Origin of the sequence: Azonexus sp. IMCC34842 (assembly GCF_050368855.1) — a bacterium.
Classification (GTDB): Bacteria; Pseudomonadota; Gammaproteobacteria; order Burkholderiales; family Rhodocyclaceae; genus Azonexus; species Azonexus denitrificans_A.
In genome coordinates this window covers 2,879,028-2,896,361 of the sequence record NZ_CP178449.1, presented here as the reverse complement: position 1 = coordinate 2,896,361, position 17,334 = coordinate 2,879,028, and the positions used below count along the sequence as shown (strand labels likewise).

The following is a 17,334-nucleotide window of genomic DNA, read 5'->3' as shown; positions in this document are numbered from 1 at the left end:
AACCATGCGCCAACTGCTTGCTGCCGCCCTCGTCAGCCTGGCCGCGGCTCCCCTGTGGGCCGACGACCAGGCGGGGGCCGGGCTGTACGCCACCCACTGCGTCGCCTGCCACCAGATCGGAGCGGTGGGGGCGCCTGGCATCGCGCCGCCGCTCGCCGGCAACATCGGCCGCCATGCCGGCAGCCCGGAAGGCCGGGCCTATCTGGCCCGCGTTCCGCTGACCGGCATGGTCGGCAGCATCACCGTCGATGGCGTGCGCTATACCGGCAACATGCCGTCCTTCGCCGCGCTGTCCGATGCCGAACTGGCCAGCGTGCTCGGCCACATCCTCAAGACCTACGAGGGCGTCGCCGATCTCGGCTGGCTGACGCCGGCCTTCGTGGCCAGCTCGCGCCAGACGCCGGGCACGCCAAATGAAACCCATAAACAGCGCAGCCGCCTGCCGGCTGCCGCAGGAGGCTAGGCCATGCGCAAACAGGCCTTGTTGTTCGTTTTTGCACTGCTCGCCGCGCAGGCCTGGGCGGCCGATGCCGGCTCGCCGCGCCTCAACTTCATGCTGCATTGCTCCGGCTGCCATGGCCAGGATGGCTCGGGCAGCCCGGGGGCCGGGGTGCCCAACATGCGCGGCGCGCTCGGTCATTTTCTCAAGGCCGAAGGCGGCCGGGAGTTCCTGATCCAGGTCCCGGGTACCGCGCATTCGGCGCTGAGCAACGGCGAAGTGGCCGAGTTGATGAACTGGATACTGAAGACTTTCAGCAAGGACGAGGTGCCGGCCAATACGGCGCCTTACACGATGCCGGAAGTGGCGCAGTTGCGGGCCAGTCCGCTGGCCGATGTGCCGGGTGTGCGCGCCGGAATCATCAAGTATTTGCAGGCGCAGGGAATCGCCATCGACTGATTCCGGTCGGTGAGCGTTGGGGTGATTGATGCATTTCGAGAAAAGGGAATCAAAAATGAGCAAGACCAACAGAGTGATGCCGATTTCCGCCCTGATCATCGGGTTGATCGGCTTTTCCGCCCAGGCTGGCGCGGCGGTCAGCGAGCCGGAAGCGGCGCAATTGGGCAAGGATCTGACGCCGGTCGGCGCCGAACGGGCCGGCAACAAGGACGGCAGTATTCCGAAATGGGAAGGCGGCCTGGCCAAGGGCAAGCACAAGCTGAGCGATCCCCGCGTTGATCCGTTCGCCGCCGACAAGCCGCTCTATTCGATCGAGGCGAGCAATGTCGACAAGTACAAGGACAAGCTCTCGGCCGGCCAGATCGAACTGATCAAGAACCGCAAGGGCTACCGGATGGATGTCTATCCGACGCATCGCAGCTGCGGCTATCCGGATTCGGTCTATGGTCAGACCAAGGTCAATGCAACCAGCGCCAAGCTGAGCGCCGACGGCAAGGACAACCTGGCCCAGGCGGTCGGCGGCGGCTTCCCCTTCGCCATCCCGAAAAACGGCGCCGAGGCGGTCTGGAACCATCGCCTGCGCTGGCAGGGTGAAGGGCGCTTCGAGTATTACCAGACCAACTTCATCAACCCGGACGGCAGCTTCTACGGTCTGGCCCAGGATCAGGTGGTGATGACCCCGTTCGCTTCGGCCAAGGCAAAGTCGATCGAGGATGTCGGCGGCGTCCAGATGAAGCTGCTCAACCTGGCTACCGCGCCGGCCTCGCGGACCGGCGAAATCATCCTGGCGCACTACTTCCTCGGCAAGTCCAACGATGCCTGGATGTATTTCCCCGGCCAGCGCCGCGTCCGCCGCCTGCCGGCCTTCGAGTACGACAACCCGATCCCCGGTTACGAGAACCTCGAAACGGCCGACCAGTACCCGATGTTCGCCGGGGCGCTCGACCGCTACGACTGGAAGCTGGTCGGCAAGCAGGAAATGGTCGTGCCGTACAACAGCTTCAAGCTGGTCGCCAAACGTCCGATCAAGGAGATCTACGAGGGGCAATTCCCCAAGCGTGACCTGATGCGTTATGAGCTGCACCGCGTCTGGAAGGTCGAGGCGACGGTCAAGCAGGGCATGCGTCACATGTTCGCCAAGCGCACCTTCTACATCGATGAAGACACCTGGATGATCCTCGCCGCCGACCAGTACGACGCCCAGGGCAAGCTGTGGCGCGTCATGGAGGCTTCGCTCTATCCGGCCGTCGAACTCGGTGCCTGCGTCAGCCAGGAATTCATGTCCTGGGATCTGACGGTCAATCGCTACATGGCCGAAAACGCCACCCAGGAAAGCAAGCCGACCGACTGGCTGGCCGGACAGGAAGGTCGTATTGACGCCAAGCGCTTCGAATCCGACGAGCTGCGTCGGGCCGGCGACCGCTGATCGTTCCAGCGCATAAATAAGAGGGGAATTTCATGCAGATCACGACATCCATCCGCCGCACTCCGGCGGCCCTGGCGATTGCCGCGCTTGGCCTGGGGCTGGCCAGCCCGGCCCAGGCCTTCAAGTTCGATCTCGTCAACGGCGTCAGCGGCAGCCTCGATTCGACGCTGAGCTTCGGCATCCAGCGCCGCATGCAATCGACGGACCGTTCGATCATCGGCAACGACTCCGGCGGCAGCTCGCCGATTTCCGGCGAGATGGGGCAACGGGTCAATGGCAATGCCGCGACGTCGATTGGCGACTTCAACTACTCCAACATCGATGACGGCAACCTGAACTACAAGAAGGGCGACATCGTTTCCGCCGTCCTCAAGGGCACTCATGAACTGTCGTTGGGCGAGCGCGGCAACTGGGCGGCGCTCGGCCGGGTGACCTGGTCATCCGACTTCGCGGCCATCCATACCGACCGCACGCCGCTCGACGACGATGCCAAGAAGGCCCTGCGCCAGGATGTTTCGCTGCTCGACCTGTGGGTTTCCAAGGACTTCAACTGGGTCGGCAATTCGGCCAAACTGAAGGTCGGCAATCAGGTGATCAACTGGGGCGAAGACATCTTCATCATGGGCGGGATCAACTCGATTCACGCCTTCGATGTCCGCAAGGCCCACATCCCCGGTACCCAGGTCAAGGAAATCCTGATTCCGGCGCCGATGATCTCGCTGAACACGGCAGTCCTGCCCGGCGTCTCGATGGAAGGCTATTACCAGTTCGCCTGGAACAGCTTCAAGCTCGATCCGGCAGGCAGTTACTGGTCGACCGCCGACTTTCTCGGCAAGGGCGGCCGGCGCGGCGCCTACTATCCGTCCAGCCTGGGGGTCGGCGGTACCGGCGACTACGATCCGACGCGCGGCCGGACGCTCGATTCGATCAGCCAGGCCAATGGCGGGGCCGGGGTGGTCCCGACCGAACGCGAGAAGCCCAGCTCGGGCGGCCAGTACGGCCTCAACATGCGCTACAAGCCGGCCGGCGGCGATACCGAGTACGCGGCCTACTACATCCGCTACCACGACAAGCTGCCCTTCGTCGGCTTCAAGGTCAATGGCGCGGCCAACGTTCTGCAGCTGACCGCCGTCGAGCAGTACGGCCAGGATCTCGACCTGTTCGGCCTGTCGATGAACACCAAGGTCGGCGACTGGGCCTTCGGCGCCGAGCTCTCCTACCGGCCGAAGGACAGCGTGGCGATCGACCCGACGGTGCCGCTGGCCAGCGGTTCGAAATCGAAGCAGGAATACAACCTGGCGGCGCTCTCCAACAACTTCACGACGACTGCCTCGGCCAAAGGCTACGTTGGGGAGAAGAAGTTCCAGGCCCACACCACCGCCTTCACCTGGCTGCCCAACGAAATCACCCGCTTCCTCGGAGCGGCGGATGGTGCCTTCCTGTTCGAAGTGGCGGTGACGCATTACCCGGATCTCGATCTGTCCGGCGCGGTGCCTTACCTGCTCAACAACTACGCCATGCCGAACAAGACGTCCTGGGGCTATGTCGCCGAAGTCAGTCTGACCTACGCCAACGTCTTCGGCTCCGGCTGGACGGCGACGCCGATCGTCGACTTCTACCACGACGTCAAGGGCACCAGCCCGAACACCATCCCCTTCGTCGAAGGACGCAAGGCGGTGGCGCTGGGCGTGACCTTCGATTACCACAACCAGTGGAAGGTCGGGGTCGGCTACAGCACCTTCTTCGGAGGGGGCAACCTGAACGTGCTGCGCGATCGCGACGTGGCTACCGCAACCGTTTCCTACGCTTTCTGATTGGTACTACCGGGCGGTCCCGGTTCTTCCCGGACCCGGGGCCGTCCGCCCTCTGCACCGCCATTTCGGCCTTGCAGCAGCTCATTAGAGGTTTAATTCGATGTCGAGCATCGTTGGTTTCGTAAAGCGCCTGGAGGATTTCTTCTTCCGTTATCGGGCAGCGACCCTGCTGGTTCTGCTGGTCCTCACCGTCGCCATGGGCGTCCTCGCCTCGCGCCTGCACATGTCGGCCGGTTTCGACAAGCAGTTGCCGATCGGCCATGAATACACCGATACCTTTTTCAAATACCGCACCCAGCTTTTCGGCTCCAACCGCATCATGGTTGTCGTCCGGGCCCGCGACGGCAATATCTGGACGCCGGCTTCGCTGAAGAAGCTGCACGAAGTCACCGAGGCCGTGCTCTACCTGCCCGGCGTCGACCGGCGCTCGGTGCAATCGCTGTGGACGCCGAATACCCGGGTTTATGAACTGACCGAGGAGGGCTTTCAGGCCGAGGACGTGATCGGCGGCACGGTGACGCCGGAGGCGCTCGACGCCGCCAAGATCGACGTCATCCGCGACCGGGCCGGGCGCGGCGGCTACACCGGTAGTCTGGTGGCCAACGACGGCAGCGCCGCGATGATCGTCGCCGACCTGCTGGAAGAAGATCCCGGGACGCACGAACAGCTCGATTACCTGGCGCTGGCCGACAAGCTGGAGAGGGACATTCGCGGCAAGCTGGAAACGCCCGAACACGAAATCGAGATCGTCGGCTTCGCCAAGCAGATCGGCGATATCGCCGACGGTGCCAAGGGCGTCGCCGGCTTTTTCGCGCTGGCCACGCTGCTCACCGCGCTGGCCGTCTATTGGTACTGCCGCTCGGTGCTGCTGACGTTGTTGCCGATCTTCTGCTCGATGGTTTCCGTGGTCTGGCAGTTCGGCACGCTGACCCTGCTCGGCTTCGGTCTTGATCCGCTGGCCATCCTGGTCCCTTTCCTGGTCTTCGCCATCGGCGTCTCGCACGGCGTGCAACAGATCAACGCCATTTCCAAGGCGGTGGCGGCGGGGGCGGACTCCATATCGGCCGCCCGCGAAAGCTTCTCCAGCCTGTTCATACCCGGCACGCTGGCGCTGGTCACCGCCTTCGTCGGCTTCATCACGCTGGTCATGATCCCGATTCCGATGATCCGCGAACTCGGCATCGCCGCCTCGATCGGCGTCGGCTACAAGATCATCACCAACCTGATCATGCTGCCGGTCGCCGCTTCCTTCTTCCGCTTCTCGCAGAAATACGCCCTGCATCTCGAAGCCATCCAGAACAAGCGCGGCCTGCTGATCCAGCGGCTCGGCTTCATCGCCGACATCAACCACGCCCGCCTGGTCCTCGTTTCCGCCGTAATCCTGCTCGGCCTCGCCGTCTGGCAAAGCCACGGCCGGCATATCGGCGCGCTGCAGCCCGGGGCGCCGGAACTGCGCCCCGAGTCGCGCTACAACCAGGACGTCGGCAACATCGTCAAGCGCTTCGATCTCGGCATGGACGTGCTGACCGTGGTCTTCGAGACGCCGAACGATTCCTGCAACAACTTCGAGGTGCTCAACTACATCGACCAGTTCAGTCAGTACATGGGCCAGGTGCCCGGCGTGCTGTCGGTGCAGTCGCTGTCCGGACTGGCCAAGTTCGCCAATGCCGGCCTCAACGAAGGCAATCCGAAAATGGCCGCGGTGCCACGCGATACCAAGGCCCTGCAGGTCGCCATCGGCTACCTGCCGGAAGCCGGCGGCCTGTTCAACCGGGCGTGCACGATGATGGCGGCCAATATTTACCTGGCCGACCACAAGGCGACGACCATCGAGCCGGCCATCCATGCGGTCAAGGATTTCCGCCTGCGCTACAACCCGGAATCGCTCGGCATGACGGTGCGCCTGGCGTCCGGCAATGTCGGCGTGCTTGCCGCGACGAACGAGGAGGTCGAGGCGCGCGAGCTGCCGATGATGCTCTACGTCTATGCCGCGATCATCATTCTGGTGCTCCTTGCCTACCGCGACTGGCGGGCCATGCTGGCTTGCTGCCTGCCGCTGACGCTGGCCACCTTCCTCGGCTACTGGTTCATGAAGAGCCTGGATATCGGGCTGACCGTCGCCACCTTGCCGGTGATGGTGCTGGCCACCGGCATCGGCGTCGATTACGCCTTCTACATCTACAACCGCCTGCTGATCCATCTGGCGCGCGGCGAAGCCATGAAGGAGGCGCTCGAAGGCGCGCTGCGCGAAGTCGGCGTGGCGACCATCTTTACCGCCATCACGCTGTCGGTCGGCGTCGCTACCTGGAGCTTCTCGGAACTCAAGTTCCAGGCCGACATGGGCATCCTGCTGACCTTCATGTTCATGGTGAACATGCTGATGGCGATCACCGTGCTGCCGGCCTTCGCCGTCAAGCTCGACTACCGCTTTCCCCGGCGCGGCCCGGTCAAGGCGCCGGCCATCGGCCACTGAACGGAGTATCGATCGTGAAGATGAAATTCAACGCACTGCTGCTGTCCCTCGCCGCCGTTGTCGCAGTACCGCTGGTCGCCGCCACCGGCGTCGGCCAGGCGCCGGCCGCCAGCTATTTCAGCAGCGCCCCGCACCTGGTCAATCCGGAGAAAGCGCCGATCTATGCGGCGACGATGGCCGGCCAGCGCATCGTCGCAGTCGGCGACTACGGCCTGATCAACCTGTCGGACGACGGCAAGACTTTCCGCCAGGCCAAGGTGCCGACCCGGGCGCCGCTGACCTCGGTGTTCTTTGTCGATGAGCACCGCGGTTGGGCCGTCGGTCACGACGGGACGGTGCTCGGCAGCAGCGATGGCGGCGAAAACTGGCTGGTGCTGCGCGAAATGCGCGGCCAGGATCAGGTATTGATGTCAGTCTGGTTCGAGAACGCCGAGCATGGGCTGGCCGTCGGCCAGTTCGGCCTAGCCCTGGAAACCCATGATGGCGGCAAGACCTGGACCGAGCGCAGCCTGGTTGCCGGCGAGGCCGGCGAAGGACACTTGCTGCACCTGGCCCCGGTCGGCAACGGGGTGCTGCTGGTGGCCGGCGAAGCCGGCAGCATTCTTCGTTCGGTCGATGCCGGCGCCCACTGGGTCGCCATCCAGACCGACAACAAGGGTTCCTTCTGGACCGGCGCCGCGCTGGCCGACGGCAGCGTGCTGATGGCCGGCATGCGCGGCCACGTCTATCGCAGCGTCGATCACGGCGAGCATTGGGCGGAAGTGCCGAGCGGCACCCAGCAATCGCTGACCGGCATCAGCCAGCGCCCGGATGGCAGCGTGCGGATCGTCGGTCTGAGCGGCGCGTCATTGCTCAGCAAGGATGGCGGCCAGCATTTCTCGGCCAGCCTGCGCCCGGATCGCGCCGGGCTCACCGCCATTGCCCAGGCGGCCGGCGGCGACCTGCTATTCACCGCGCTGGGTGCCTTGTTCCGCGAATCGTTTTAGTTGTTGGGCGGCGGCCGCAGTCCTGGCGGAGTGCCCGTCAGGCCGGCTGCGCAAGATGTAAACCATAAAAGGAGACAAACAATGAAAGCAACCGAGAATCCACAAGTGAACAGCCGGACCCTTGAATTTCTGGCCCGGCAAAACCACGCCATGCTGATCGATGGCAAATGGGTGGCCGCCCGTTCGGGGCAAACTATCGAGGTCGTCAACCCGGCCAGCGAGGCGGTGCTCGGCAGCGTGCCGGCGGCCGGCGTCGAAGATATCGACGCGGCGGTGCAGGCGGCTCGCCGGGCCTTCGTCGCGCCGGCCTGGGCCAAGATGCGTCCGGACCAGCGGCAGCGCCTGCTGCTGCGCTTGGCCGAACTGGTCGAGGAACACGCCAAGACGCTGGCCGAGATCGAATCGCTCGACAACGGCAAGTCGGTGCTGATCGCCGAGGCCGTCGATGTCGCGCTGGCCGCCAGCTATTTCCGCTACATGGCCGGCTGGGCGACCAAGATCGAAGGCAGCACGCTCGACGTGTCGATTCCCTTCGCGCCGCACAACGAGTTTGTCGGCTACACCCGCAAGGAGCCGGTCGGCGTCGTCGGCGCCATCGTCGCCTGGAACTTCCCGCTGCTGCTCGCCGCCTGGAAGCTCGGCCCGGCCCTCGCCACCGGTTGCACCGTGGTGCTCAAGCCGGCCGAGCAGACGCCGCTGTCGGCGCTTTACCTTGGCCAGTTGATCCAGGAAGCCGGCTATCCGGACGGCGTGGTCAATGTCGTCACCGGCGACGGGCCGTCGGCCGGCGCCCCGCTGACCCGCCACCCCGGCGTCAACAAGCTGACCTTCACCGGTTCGACCGAGATCGGCAAGCTGATCGGTAAGGCGGCGATGGACAACATGACCCGCATCACCCTCGAACTGGGCGGCAAGTCGCCGGTCATCGTCCTCGAAGACTGCGATCCGGCGGTTGCCGCGGCGGGCGCGGCGCAGGCCATCTACTTCAATCAGGGCCAGGTCTGTTGCGCCGGTTCGCGGCTTTATGTGCACAAGAAGAATTTCGAGCGCGTCGTCGCCGATCTGGCCGACCACGCCAATGCGCTGAAGATCGGCCACGGCCTCGACCCGCTGACCCAGCTCGGGCCGCTGGTCTCGCGCGAGCAGATGGAACGGGTCTGTTCCTACATCGACATCGGCCGCCAGCAGGGGGCGGAAGTCGTCGCCGGCGGCGGCCGTTCGGGCGATCTCGGCTACTTCGTCAAGCCGACGGTGCTGGCCAAGGTGGATCAGAAGGCCCGCGTCGTCCAGGAGGAAATCTTCGGCCCGGTGGTCGTCGCCATGCCCTACGACGATCTCGACGAGGTGGCGGCGCTGGCCAACGACACGCCGTTCGGTCTGGGTGCCAGCATCTGGTCGAACGACCTGTCCCGGGTACATCGGCTGATCCCGAAGATCAAGTCGGGCACTGTCTGGGTCAATTGCCACAACATGCTCGACCCGGCGCTGCCTTTCGGCGGCTACAAGCAGTCCGGTTTCGGCAAGGAGATGGGGCGCTCGGCGCTCGATGCCTATCTGGAACAGAAATCGGTGCTGATGATGGTCTGAGCGGCTGCCACGCCGACGAAAAAAAGGCCCGGCGATTGCTCGCCGGGCCTTTTTTTGCAGCGTCGCAACGGCGCCTTGGTCGTTACAGCGCGAGCAGCGTCTGCGCGTGGTGGGCCATCATCCATTCTTCGTTGGTCGGAATGACCAGCACGTCGACACTGCTGTTGCCGGCGCTGATGTGCAGGTCGTGGCGGGCGTTGGCTTCCGGATTGAGGCGGATACCCAGCCACTCGGACTGCAGGCAGACGCGGCGGCGGACTTCGGCGGCGTGCTCGCCGATGCCGCCAGTGAACACCAGCGCATCGAGGCCGCCGGCCCCGGCGGCCAGCGAGCCGAGTTCGCGGGCGATGCGGTAGCAGAACAGATCGACCGCTTCCTGCGCTTCCGGCTTGTCGCTGGCGAGCAGCGTGCGCATGTCCTGGCTGATGCCGGAAACGCCGAGCAGGCCGGATTCCTTGTAGAGCATCTTGGTCATGTCCTTGACCGAGAGGTTCTTGGTTTCCATCAGGTGCAGGATGACGCCCGGATCGAGATTGCCGCAGCGGGTGCCCATCACCAGGCCGTCGATGGTCGAGAAGCCGAGTGTCGTCGCGACGCACTTGCGATTGACCATGGCCGCCATGCTGGCGCCGTTGCCGAGGTGGGCGACGACGACGCGGCCGGTGGCCCGGCCGGAGTGCTGCGGCAGGGCGCGGGCGATGTACTCGTAGGACAGGCCATGGAAGCCGTAGCGCTTGATGCCTTCGGCGGTCAGGCTGCGCGGCAGGCCGAAGGTCTGGGCGACGCCCGGCTGGCTGCGATGGAAGGCGGTGTCGAAACAGGCGACCTGCGGCACGTTCGGCAGCAGGGCCTGCAGCGCGATGATGCCGGCGACGTTGTGCGGCTGGTGCAGCGGGGCGAGTGGCACGAAGCTGGTCAGGTGGCCGAGGACGGTATCGTCGATGATCGTCGGCTGCGAATAACGCTCGCCGCCATGCACGACGCGGTGGCCGACGGCGACTATTTCCCAGTCGGCGTGGCTGGCGGTGAACCACTTGAGCAGCGCGTCGAAAGCCTGGGTATGGCTGACCTGCCGGCCGTCCAGCAACTGGTCGGCAATGCGCTGGCCGGCCTTGTTCTTGGCGACCATCTTGGTCGCCTCGGTGCCGATCCCGTCGATCTGGCCGGATACTTCGGCTTCCGGCGAAATCGGGTGGGCGAGGGAAAAGAGGGCGAATTTGATCGAGGACGATCCAGCGTTGATCGTCAGAATGCCTTGTTTCATGTCAGACAGTTCCCTTCTTGCGGTTGGCGTGGGCGACGAGCGCGGCGATGACGCAGGACGCGGTGCGGGTTTCGGCCGTATCGGCCCGGCTGGTCAGGACGATGGGGACGCGGGTGCCGAGGACGATGCCGGCGGTCAGCGCGTTGGCGAGGTATTCGAGTTGCTTGGCGACCATATTGCCGGATTCGAGGTCGGGTACGACAAGAATTTCGGCATGGCCGGCGACCGCCGACTTGATGCCCTTGGTCTTGGCGGCGACGATCGAGACGGCGTTGTCGAAGGCCAGCGGGCCGTCCAGGATGCCACCCTTGATCTGGCCGCGGTCGGCCATCTTGCACAATGCGGCGGCGTCGAGCGTGGACTGGATTTTCGGATTGACCGTTTCGACTGCCGAGAGAATGGCGACCTTCGGTTCGGGAATGCCGAGGATGTGGGCGAGGTCGATGGCGTTCTGGATGATGTCGACCTTCTCTTCCAGCGTCGGCGCGATATTGATCGCGGCGTCGGTGATCAGCAGCGGGCGATGATAGGTCGGCACGTCCATCAGGAAAACGTGGCTGATCCGGCGGCTGGTGCGCAGGCCGTTGGCCCGCGAAACCACTTCGCCCATCAGCTCGTCGGTATGCAGACTGCCTTTCATCAGCGCTTCGGCGTCGCCGGTGCGCACCAGCGACACGGCGATCGCCGCCGAATCGTGGCTGTGGGCGGCATTGACGATGCGGATGCCGTGCAGGTCGATGCCGAATTCCTCGGCGACCGAGCGGATCTTCGATTCCGGGCCGACCAGGATGGGCTCGATGATGCCTTCCTGGAAAGCGATGACCGGGCCTTTCAAGGATTCGCGGTCGCAGGGATGGGCGACCGCCGTCGGAACGGGTTCCAGGCCTTTGACCCGGGAGAGCAGGTGGGTATAGCGCTCATGCTTGTCGTCGATACGGATCGCCGGCATGTGGATTTCCTGCGTCCGCGACATCTTTTCCGTCGGGGCCAGCACTTCGACAGTACCACGGACAACCTGCAGGCCTTCCTGGTTGGTGCACACGCAGTCGAAGACGACATGCTTGTTGTGATCGAATTTCTGTTTGGCGGTCACCGTGATGGTCACCGTGTCGCCGATCGTCACCGGACGCGCAAAGTGCAGCGTCTGGTCGACCAGGATGGTGCCGGGGCCGGGGAACTGGGTGGCGAGCACCGTCGAGATCAGCGAACCGCTCCACATGCCGTGGGCGATGACTTCGCGAAACATCCCGCTTTCGGAATAGGTCGCATCGGCCAGGCCGGGATTGAAGTCGCCGGTCAGCACGGCGAACAACTTGACGTCTTCCGGCATCAGCGTCCGCACCAGGCTGGCCGAGTCACCGACGCGGATTTCGTTGTAGGTCTTGTTAACCAGATGTCGCTGCTCACTGCTCTCGTGCATGTTGTTACTCCCGAAAAACGTTGCGGGCTGGCTAGTCCAATTTGACTAACTGATAGTATAGTATGCTGCACTGCAGCAAACAATGCCGTTGATGTGACATGTCGATCAGAATTGCCCGTGGATATGGCTTGCCACCGGGACGTGCGCTGCACCATCTGCTGATCGTTGTTGATTTATGGTCGTTGATGAACAGAGGGACGCAGCAAGGTCCCATCACTCGCTTAAGGAAAACAACATGAATACATTTACCGAACCGACCGCCGTTGCCCAAGGCAATCCGGCACTGCCGCTGGCCGGCAAAAAAGGTCTGATTACCGGCATTGCCAACGACAAGTCGATCGCCTTCGCGGTGGCCAAGGCCGTCCGTGCGCTGGGGGCCGACGTCGCGCTAACCTACCAGAACGACAAGACGGCAAAATATACCCAGCCACTGGCCGAATCGATTGGTGCCCGTCTTTTTGAAAAGCTCGACGTCACGCAGCCGGGCAGCCTTGAAGCGGTGATCGAGAAGTGCGGCACCGAATTCGGCCGGCTCGACTTCGCCATTCACTCGATGGCCTTCTGTGAAGCCGACGACCTGCACGGTCGCGTCATCGATACCTCCGAATCCGGTTTCGATGCGGCGATGAATATCTCCTGCCACAGTTTCCTGCGCATGGCCAAGGCGATCGAGCCGCTGATGACCGAAGGCGGTTCGCTGATCACCATGTCCTATCTCGGCGCCGAGCGTGTCGTCCGTAACTACGGCGTGATGGGCATCATCAAGGCGGCCCTCGAGTCGGCCGTCCGCTATATGGCCTACGATCTCGGCCCCAAGGGCATCCGGGTTTTTGCCGTGTCGCCCGGCCCGATCATGACGCGCGCCGCCTCCGGCATCGCCAACTTCAACAAGCTGCTCGAATCCGATGCCGTCAAGGCGCCGCTCGGCCACACGGTGACCATCGAAGAAGTCGGCGCGCTGACTGCCTTCCTGTGTACCGCCGGCTCTTCCGGCATGACCGGACAGACGATCTACGTCGATGCCGGCGCGCATATCGTCGCGTAAACGAAGCGCGGGAGGATCATAATGGATCCTCCCTTGTTCGATAACGACTGAGGTGTACATGGATACCAACTGCGGCGAACTGCTTCCCGATCCAGTACCTGATCATCCGCTGCTCGCCGGGCGCAAGGAAATCGGTCGCGGCGAAAGCACCATCGTTCTTGACGGCGACGTCGTCGATGGCCAGGAGCGCGTCTTCAAGGTGCTCTCCTCGCCGACCGACTATGCCTACTACACGGCGCCAGACCGGCCGACCGGCACGCATTTCCCCGTCGTCTATGCCGATCACGGGGTCGTCGGGCGGTCCAGTCGCGGCTTCCCCTTCCATATCGTCGAGGTCGAAAAGCTCTATCCGCTGCCGGGCAATGGCGATGCGGCCGAAGTGGCGACCAAATTGAGCGCCTCCTATTTCGATGCCTGCCTGATGTGGCGCAACCTGGCCCAGGACATGGGGCGCATCGCCTTGCACCATCTGGTCGTCACGCCGATGGGCTGGAGCGAAACGGTGCAGCAATCGCTCAAGGCGCTGGAAGGCTTCTCCGATGAATACGGTGCGTTGCCCGACCTGATCAAGGCGGACAACCTGATGATGCGCAAGGATGGAACACTGGTTTTCTCCGATCCGGTATTCATGGAATAAGGCATGCCGATCAGTCAGGTTTGTTATACCTCACGCTTGCGGGCAGAAGCGCTGGTTGCCAATGGGCATACGGCGGTCATCTCGATCACCGATCCGGGCACGCCCGATGCCCGGCTGGCCGTCGGTTTCAAGGATATTCTGCGGCTGTCGTTTTTCGACGCCGTGCCGGCTGACGAATACCTGCCGGCGCCGATGCCCGGCATGTTCGATCACCTGATGGCGCGCCGCATCGGCAGCTTTGTCGGCGAGCAGCACGCCGATCCCGGCGATATCGTGGTCATCGTTCATTGCGAGTATGGCGTCAGCCGTTCGGCGGCGGTCGCGCTCTTCGTCGAGGCCTATGCATCGGCGCCGCTGGTCGCCCGCGAGTTCGCCTATGACGCCAATCAATGGGTGGTCGATCAGTTATTGCGCCAGTACCCCGATCTGTATATCGAGATTCCCTCGCTGGCCGAAGTCGAGGAGCGCCGCGCCGAATTTCGCGCCGCCGCCATTCCCGCCGGCAATGGCGAAAACCTGATGGGCGGTTGATCTTCGACAACAGGCTGTAACGATTTGGTGCTACGCTTTCTCTCGTCATAAGTCTTTGTCGGGAGGTTGTCGTGGCACTGAACGATAGGCACGCAGAAGCAGTTGCCGGGATTGTCGACCGGGTGGTCACCCGTTACCGGCGCGATCCCACCTGTATGGTGCAGATCCTGCGCGAAGTGCAGGAAGCCTGCGACTGGATTTCCCCGGAAGCGATCGATCGCCTGCAGGCGACGCTCGGCGTCCCGCGCACCAAGATCGAGGGCGTCGCCGGGTTTTATTCCTTCCTCTATCTCCAGCCGCGCGGCAAGTACCGGATACTCTTTTCCGACAACATCACCGACCGCATGCAGGGCAATCTGACCCTGATGGAGCGCCTGTGCAGCAGCTTGTGGATAGAGCCGGGCAAGGTTTCGGAAGACGGCCTGGTCAGCGTCGACAAGACATCGTGTACCGGCATGTGCGATCAGGGGCCGGCGCTGCTGGTCAATAACCTGGCGATAACCCGCTTGAGCGAAGCGCGCATCGACGAAATCGCCGAACTGGTGCGCAGCAATACCCCGCTGGCCGAATGGCCGGCCGATTATTTCACGGTCGACGATCACATCCGCCTGCCGGATATCCTGCTCGGCTCGCAGATGGCGCCCGGCGATGCGCTGCGCGCCGCCCACGGGCGTGCCCCGAGCGACGGCCTGATGTCCTCCAACATGCGCTCCTGGCGCGAAGGACTGCCGACCGGTCTGGGTGGCCCGGCGGCGATGCTCGACGAAATCAAGCGGGCCAACCTGCGCGGGCGCGGCGGCGCCGGCTTCACCACTGGCCTGAAATGGGAGGCCTGTCGCAACGCCCCGTTGAAGTCCGGGCAACAGCGTTTTGTCGTCTGCAACGCCGACGAAGGCGAACCCGGCACGTTCAAGGACCGCGTGCTGCTGACTTCCTATGCCGATCTGGTTTTCGAAGGCATGACGGCGGCCGCCTACTCGGTCGGCGCCCGGCGGGGTTTCCTCTACTTGCGCGGCGAATACCGTTATCTGCTGGAACCGCTCAATGCCGTGCTCGAACGCCGGCGCAAGGACGGTCTGCTCGGGGCCGATATTCTCGGTATTCCGGGGGCCGATTTCGATATCGAGATTCACCTCGGGGCCGGCGCCTATGTCTGCGGCGAAGAATCGGCCCTGATCGAATCGCTGGAAGGCAAGCGCGGCACGCCGCGCAACCGGCCGCCGTTCCCGGTGACCAACGGTTATCTCGACCAGCCGACCATCGTCAATAACGTCGAAACCTTTGCCGCGGCGGCGCTCATCGCGCTGAAGGGGGGCGAGTGGTACGCCAGCATCGGGACCAAGCATTCGGCCGGCACCAAGGTCTTGTCGGTGTCCGGCGATTGCGAGCGGCCGGGGCTCTACGAATATCCCTTCGGGGTCAGTATCCGCCAGGTTCTGGCCGACTGCGGCGCCCGGGATACGCAGGCCGTGCAGGTCAGTGGCCCGTCCGGCATCTGCGTCGGACCGGCCGAATTCGATCGGACCATCGGCTTCGAGGATATTCCGACGGCCGGCGCCTTCACCATTTTCGACAACAGCCGCGACATGTTCGAAGTCGCCCGCAACTACGTGCACTTCTTCCAGCACGAAAGCTGCGGCTTCTGCACGCCGTGTCGGGTCGGCACGGCGCTGCTCAAGAACCTGATGGACAAGCTGCACAATGGCTGCGGTTCGCCCTACGATTTCGCCGAAATCGAAAAAATGAACCAGTTGCTGCAATCGACCAGTCATTGCGGTCTCGGGCATACCGCCTGCAATCCGGTGCTCGACACCATCGAAAAATTCCGGCCGGCCTACGAAAAGCGCATGACGCGCAAGGACTTCGCGCCGGCCTTCGATCTTGACCAGGCGCTGGCGGCGGCCCGGCAGATGACCGGGCGCGACGATCCCGGAGCACACATCATCGCTGAAGAATTTGGGGAGGGTTCGGCATGAGCCATACGTTCACACTGGATGGCAAGACCATTTCCTTCGAGGAAGGGCAGACCATCATGCAGGCCGCTACCAAGGCCGGGGTGTTCATTCCGCACCTGTGCTACCACCCGGAATTCAAGCCGCATGGCTCGTGCAAGCTGTGCACCGTCAAGGTAAATGGCCGGCAGACGGCTTCCTGCACGATGCGGGCGATTGCCGGCATGGTGGTCGAAAGCGACACTCCGGAGATCAACGACGAACGGCGGACGCTGACCCAGATGCTGTTCGTCGAAGGCAACCATTTCTGCCCGTCGTGCGAGAAGAGCGGCAACTGCCAGTTACAGGCCACGGCCTACCATCTGGGCATGATGTCGCCGCATTTCGATCACTTTTTCCCGGATCGGCCGGTCGATGCCTCGCATCCCGAGGTGCTGCTCGATTTCAACCGCTGCATTCTCTGTTCGCTGTGCGTGCGGGCCAGCCGCGATGTCGATGGCAAGAATGTCTTTGCGCTGTCAGGGCGCGGCATCGATACGCACCTGATCGTCAATGCCAAGTCCGGCCAACTGGCCGACACCAATTTCACCTTGCACGACAAGGCGGCGCAGGTCTGTCCGGTCGGGGTCATCCTGAAGAAGCGCGAGGGCTTTGCCGTGCCGATCGGCGAACGCAGCTACGACAAGCAGCCGATTTCGGCGACGGTCGAGGCCAAGCAGGAGGGCTATTGACATGACTGCGCCCAAGAAAAAGCTGAAAGTCGCCACGACCTCGCTGGCCGGCTGTTTCGGCTGTCACATGTCGTTCCTCGATATCGACGAACGGCTGTTCACGCTGCTCGAACACATCGAGTTCGACCGCTCGCCGCTGACCGATATCAAGGAGGTCAGTCACGATTGCGATATCGGCATAATCGAAGGCGGCCTGTGCAATGCCGAGAACGTCCATGTGCTGCGCGATTTCCGCAAGAACTGCAAGATTCTGATCGCCCTCGGGGCCTGTGCGATCAATGGCGGCTTGCCGGCCCAGCGCAATCACCTGCCGCTGACGACCATCCTGGAAGAGGTCTATCACACCAGTCCGGGCGTATCGAACGGCATGATTCCGAATGATCCGGAGCTGCCTTTGCCGCTCGACCAGGTGCACCCGATCCACGAGGTCGTCAAGATCGATTATTTCATCCCCGGTTGCCCGCCTTCGGCCGAAGCGATCTGGAAAGTGCTGACCGATCTGATGGCCGGCCGCGAGCCGGAACTCGGCCACGGCTTGATGCATTACGACTGAATCCATGGCGCCTTCGC

15 protein-coding genes are annotated in these 17,334 nt (G+C 63.5%); 13 read left to right on the top strand and 2 right to left on the bottom strand.

What is annotated here, in order from left to right; genetic code table 11:
- The first annotated feature begins 4 nt into the window (after positions 1-4).
- From ACLIKD_RS13705 to ACLIKD_RS13675, 7 genes are all read left to right on the top strand, one after another.
- Positions 5-463, top strand: a complete 459-nt coding sequence (locus ACLIKD_RS13705; RefSeq protein WP_428825513.1) for a c-type cytochrome — start codon at positions 5-7, stop codon at positions 461-463.
- A 3-nt stretch (positions 464-466) separates the two neighbouring features.
- Entirely contained in the window at positions 467-898 is a 432-nt protein-coding gene (locus tag ACLIKD_RS13700; protein ID WP_226416775.1) for a c-type cytochrome, read from the top strand.
- Between the two features lie 55 nt (positions 899-953).
- The gene (locus ACLIKD_RS13695; RefSeq protein ID WP_226416774.1) at positions 954-2,324 is read left to right on the top strand and encodes a DUF1329 domain-containing protein; all 1,371 of its coding nucleotides are present in this window, start codon (positions 954-956) and stop codon (positions 2,322-2,324) included.
- Between the two features lie 32 nt (positions 2,325-2,356).
- Entirely contained in the window at positions 2,357-4,138 is a 1,782-nt protein-coding gene (locus ACLIKD_RS13690) for a DUF1302 domain-containing protein (protein WP_428825512.1), read from the top strand.
- A 100-nt stretch (positions 4,139-4,238) separates the two neighbouring features.
- A complete protein-coding gene (locus tag ACLIKD_RS13685; protein ID WP_428825511.1) occupies positions 4,239-6,611 on the top strand; it encodes an efflux RND transporter permease subunit in 2,373 nt (790 codons plus the stop codon).
- Between the two features lie 20 nt (positions 6,612-6,631).
- Complete coding sequence (locus ACLIKD_RS13680; RefSeq protein ID WP_428828347.1) at positions 6,632-7,597, top strand: WD40/YVTN/BNR-like repeat-containing protein; 966 nt, start codon at positions 6,632-6,634, stop codon at positions 7,595-7,597.
- Positions 7,598-7,678: 81 nt separating this feature from the next.
- Positions 7,679-9,184 carry an aldehyde dehydrogenase family protein gene (locus ACLIKD_RS13675; protein ID WP_428825510.1) on the top strand — a complete coding sequence of 502 codons (1,506 nt, stop codon included), beginning with the start codon at positions 7,679-7,681 and terminating at the stop codon, positions 9,182-9,184.
- Between the two features lie 82 nt (positions 9,185-9,266).
- Here the strand turns inward: ACLIKD_RS13675 and ACLIKD_RS13670 are convergent, their stop codons facing one another.
- Positions 9,267-10,448, bottom strand: a complete 1,182-nt coding sequence (locus ACLIKD_RS13670) for an acetate/propionate family kinase (protein WP_428825509.1) — start codon at positions 10,446-10,448, stop codon at positions 9,267-9,269.
- A gap of 1 nt (position 10,449) precedes the next feature.
- A complete protein-coding gene (locus tag ACLIKD_RS13665) occupies positions 10,450-11,868 on the bottom strand; it encodes a bifunctional enoyl-CoA hydratase/phosphate acetyltransferase (protein ID WP_428825508.1) in 1,419 nt (472 codons plus the stop codon).
- 235 nt (positions 11,869-12,103) lie between these two features.
- Between ACLIKD_RS13665 and fabI the strand changes: the two genes are divergently transcribed.
- The 6 genes from fabI to ACLIKD_RS13635 all read left to right on the top strand — a co-directional run bounded on the left by fabI (position 12,104) and on the right by ACLIKD_RS13635 (position 17,317).
- Positions 12,104-12,913, top strand: a complete 810-nt coding sequence (gene fabI / locus ACLIKD_RS13660) for an enoyl-ACP reductase FabI (RefSeq protein ID WP_428825507.1) — start codon at positions 12,104-12,106, stop codon at positions 12,911-12,913.
- A gap of 58 nt (positions 12,914-12,971) precedes the next feature.
- Complete coding sequence (locus tag ACLIKD_RS13655; RefSeq protein WP_226471366.1) at positions 12,972-13,550, top strand: hypothetical protein; 579 nt, start codon at positions 12,972-12,974, stop codon at positions 13,548-13,550.
- 3 nt (positions 13,551-13,553) lie between these two features.
- Positions 13,554-14,081 (top strand): hypothetical protein, encoded by a 528-nt coding sequence (locus ACLIKD_RS13650; RefSeq protein ID WP_226471365.1) that lies wholly within the window; start codon positions 13,554-13,556, stop codon positions 14,079-14,081.
- A gap of 155 nt (positions 14,082-14,236) precedes the next feature.
- Positions 14,237-16,057, top strand: coding sequence for an NAD(P)H-dependent oxidoreductase subunit E (locus ACLIKD_RS13645; protein ID WP_428828346.1), 1,821 nt, complete (start codon positions 14,237-14,239; stop codon positions 16,055-16,057).
- The gene (locus ACLIKD_RS13640) at positions 16,054-16,764 is read left to right on the top strand and encodes a 2Fe-2S iron-sulfur cluster-binding protein (protein WP_226416764.1); all 711 of its coding nucleotides are present in this window, start codon (positions 16,054-16,056) and stop codon (positions 16,762-16,764) included. Before ACLIKD_RS13645 ends, ACLIKD_RS13640 begins: the two co-directional genes overlap by 4 nt.
- Before the next feature lies 1 nt (position 16,765).
- Positions 16,766-17,317 carry an NADP oxidoreductase gene (locus tag ACLIKD_RS13635; RefSeq protein WP_428825506.1) on the top strand — a complete coding sequence of 184 codons (552 nt, stop codon included), beginning with the start codon at positions 16,766-16,768 and terminating at the stop codon, positions 17,315-17,317.
- Positions 17,318-17,334 lie beyond the last annotated feature (17 nt).

Excerpts from the sequence above, each read along its gene's own strand:
- ACLIKD_RS13690 (WP_428825512.1), top strand. The coding sequence starts at position 2,357 with ATGCAGATCACGACATCCATCCGCCGCACTCCGGCGGCCCTGGCGATT.
- ACLIKD_RS13695 (WP_226416774.1), top strand. The coding sequence starts at position 954 with ATGAGCAAGACCAACAGAGTGATGCCGATTTCCGCCCTGATCATCGGG.
- ACLIKD_RS13645 (WP_428828346.1), top strand. The coding sequence starts at position 14,237 with ATGGTGCAGATCCTGCGCGAAGTGCAGGAAGCCTGCGACTGGATTTCC.
- ACLIKD_RS13705 (WP_428825513.1), top strand. The coding sequence starts at position 5 with ATGCGCCAACTGCTTGCTGCCGCCCTCGTCAGCCTGGCCGCGGCTCCC.
- ACLIKD_RS13670 (WP_428825509.1), bottom strand. The coding sequence starts at position 10,448 with ATGAAACAAGGCATTCTGACGATCAACGCTGGATCGTCCTCGATCAAA.
- ACLIKD_RS13700 (WP_226416775.1), top strand. The coding sequence starts at position 467 with ATGCGCAAACAGGCCTTGTTGTTCGTTTTTGCACTGCTCGCCGCGCAG.
- ACLIKD_RS13640 (WP_226416764.1), top strand. The coding sequence starts at position 16,054 with ATGAGCCATACGTTCACACTGGATGGCAAGACCATTTCCTTCGAGGAA.
- ACLIKD_RS13680 (WP_428828347.1), top strand. The coding sequence starts at position 6,632 with ATGAAATTCAACGCACTGCTGCTGTCCCTCGCCGCCGTTGTCGCAGTA.
- fabI (WP_428825507.1), top strand. The coding sequence starts at position 12,104 with ATGAATACATTTACCGAACCGACCGCCGTTGCCCAAGGCAATCCGGCA.
- ACLIKD_RS13635 (WP_428825506.1), top strand. The coding sequence starts at position 16,766 with ATGACTGCGCCCAAGAAAAAGCTGAAAGTCGCCACGACCTCGCTGGCC.
- ACLIKD_RS13655 (WP_226471366.1), top strand. The coding sequence starts at position 12,972 with ATGGATACCAACTGCGGCGAACTGCTTCCCGATCCAGTACCTGATCAT.
- ACLIKD_RS13685 (WP_428825511.1), top strand. The coding sequence starts at position 4,239 with ATGTCGAGCATCGTTGGTTTCGTAAAGCGCCTGGAGGATTTCTTCTTC.
- ACLIKD_RS13650 (WP_226471365.1), top strand. The coding sequence starts at position 13,554 with ATGCCGATCAGTCAGGTTTGTTATACCTCACGCTTGCGGGCAGAAGCG.
- ACLIKD_RS13665 (WP_428825508.1), bottom strand. The coding sequence starts at position 11,868 with ATGCACGAGAGCAGTGAGCAGCGACATCTGGTTAACAAGACCTACAAC.
- ACLIKD_RS13675 (WP_428825510.1), top strand. The coding sequence starts at position 7,679 with ATGAAAGCAACCGAGAATCCACAAGTGAACAGCCGGACCCTTGAATTT.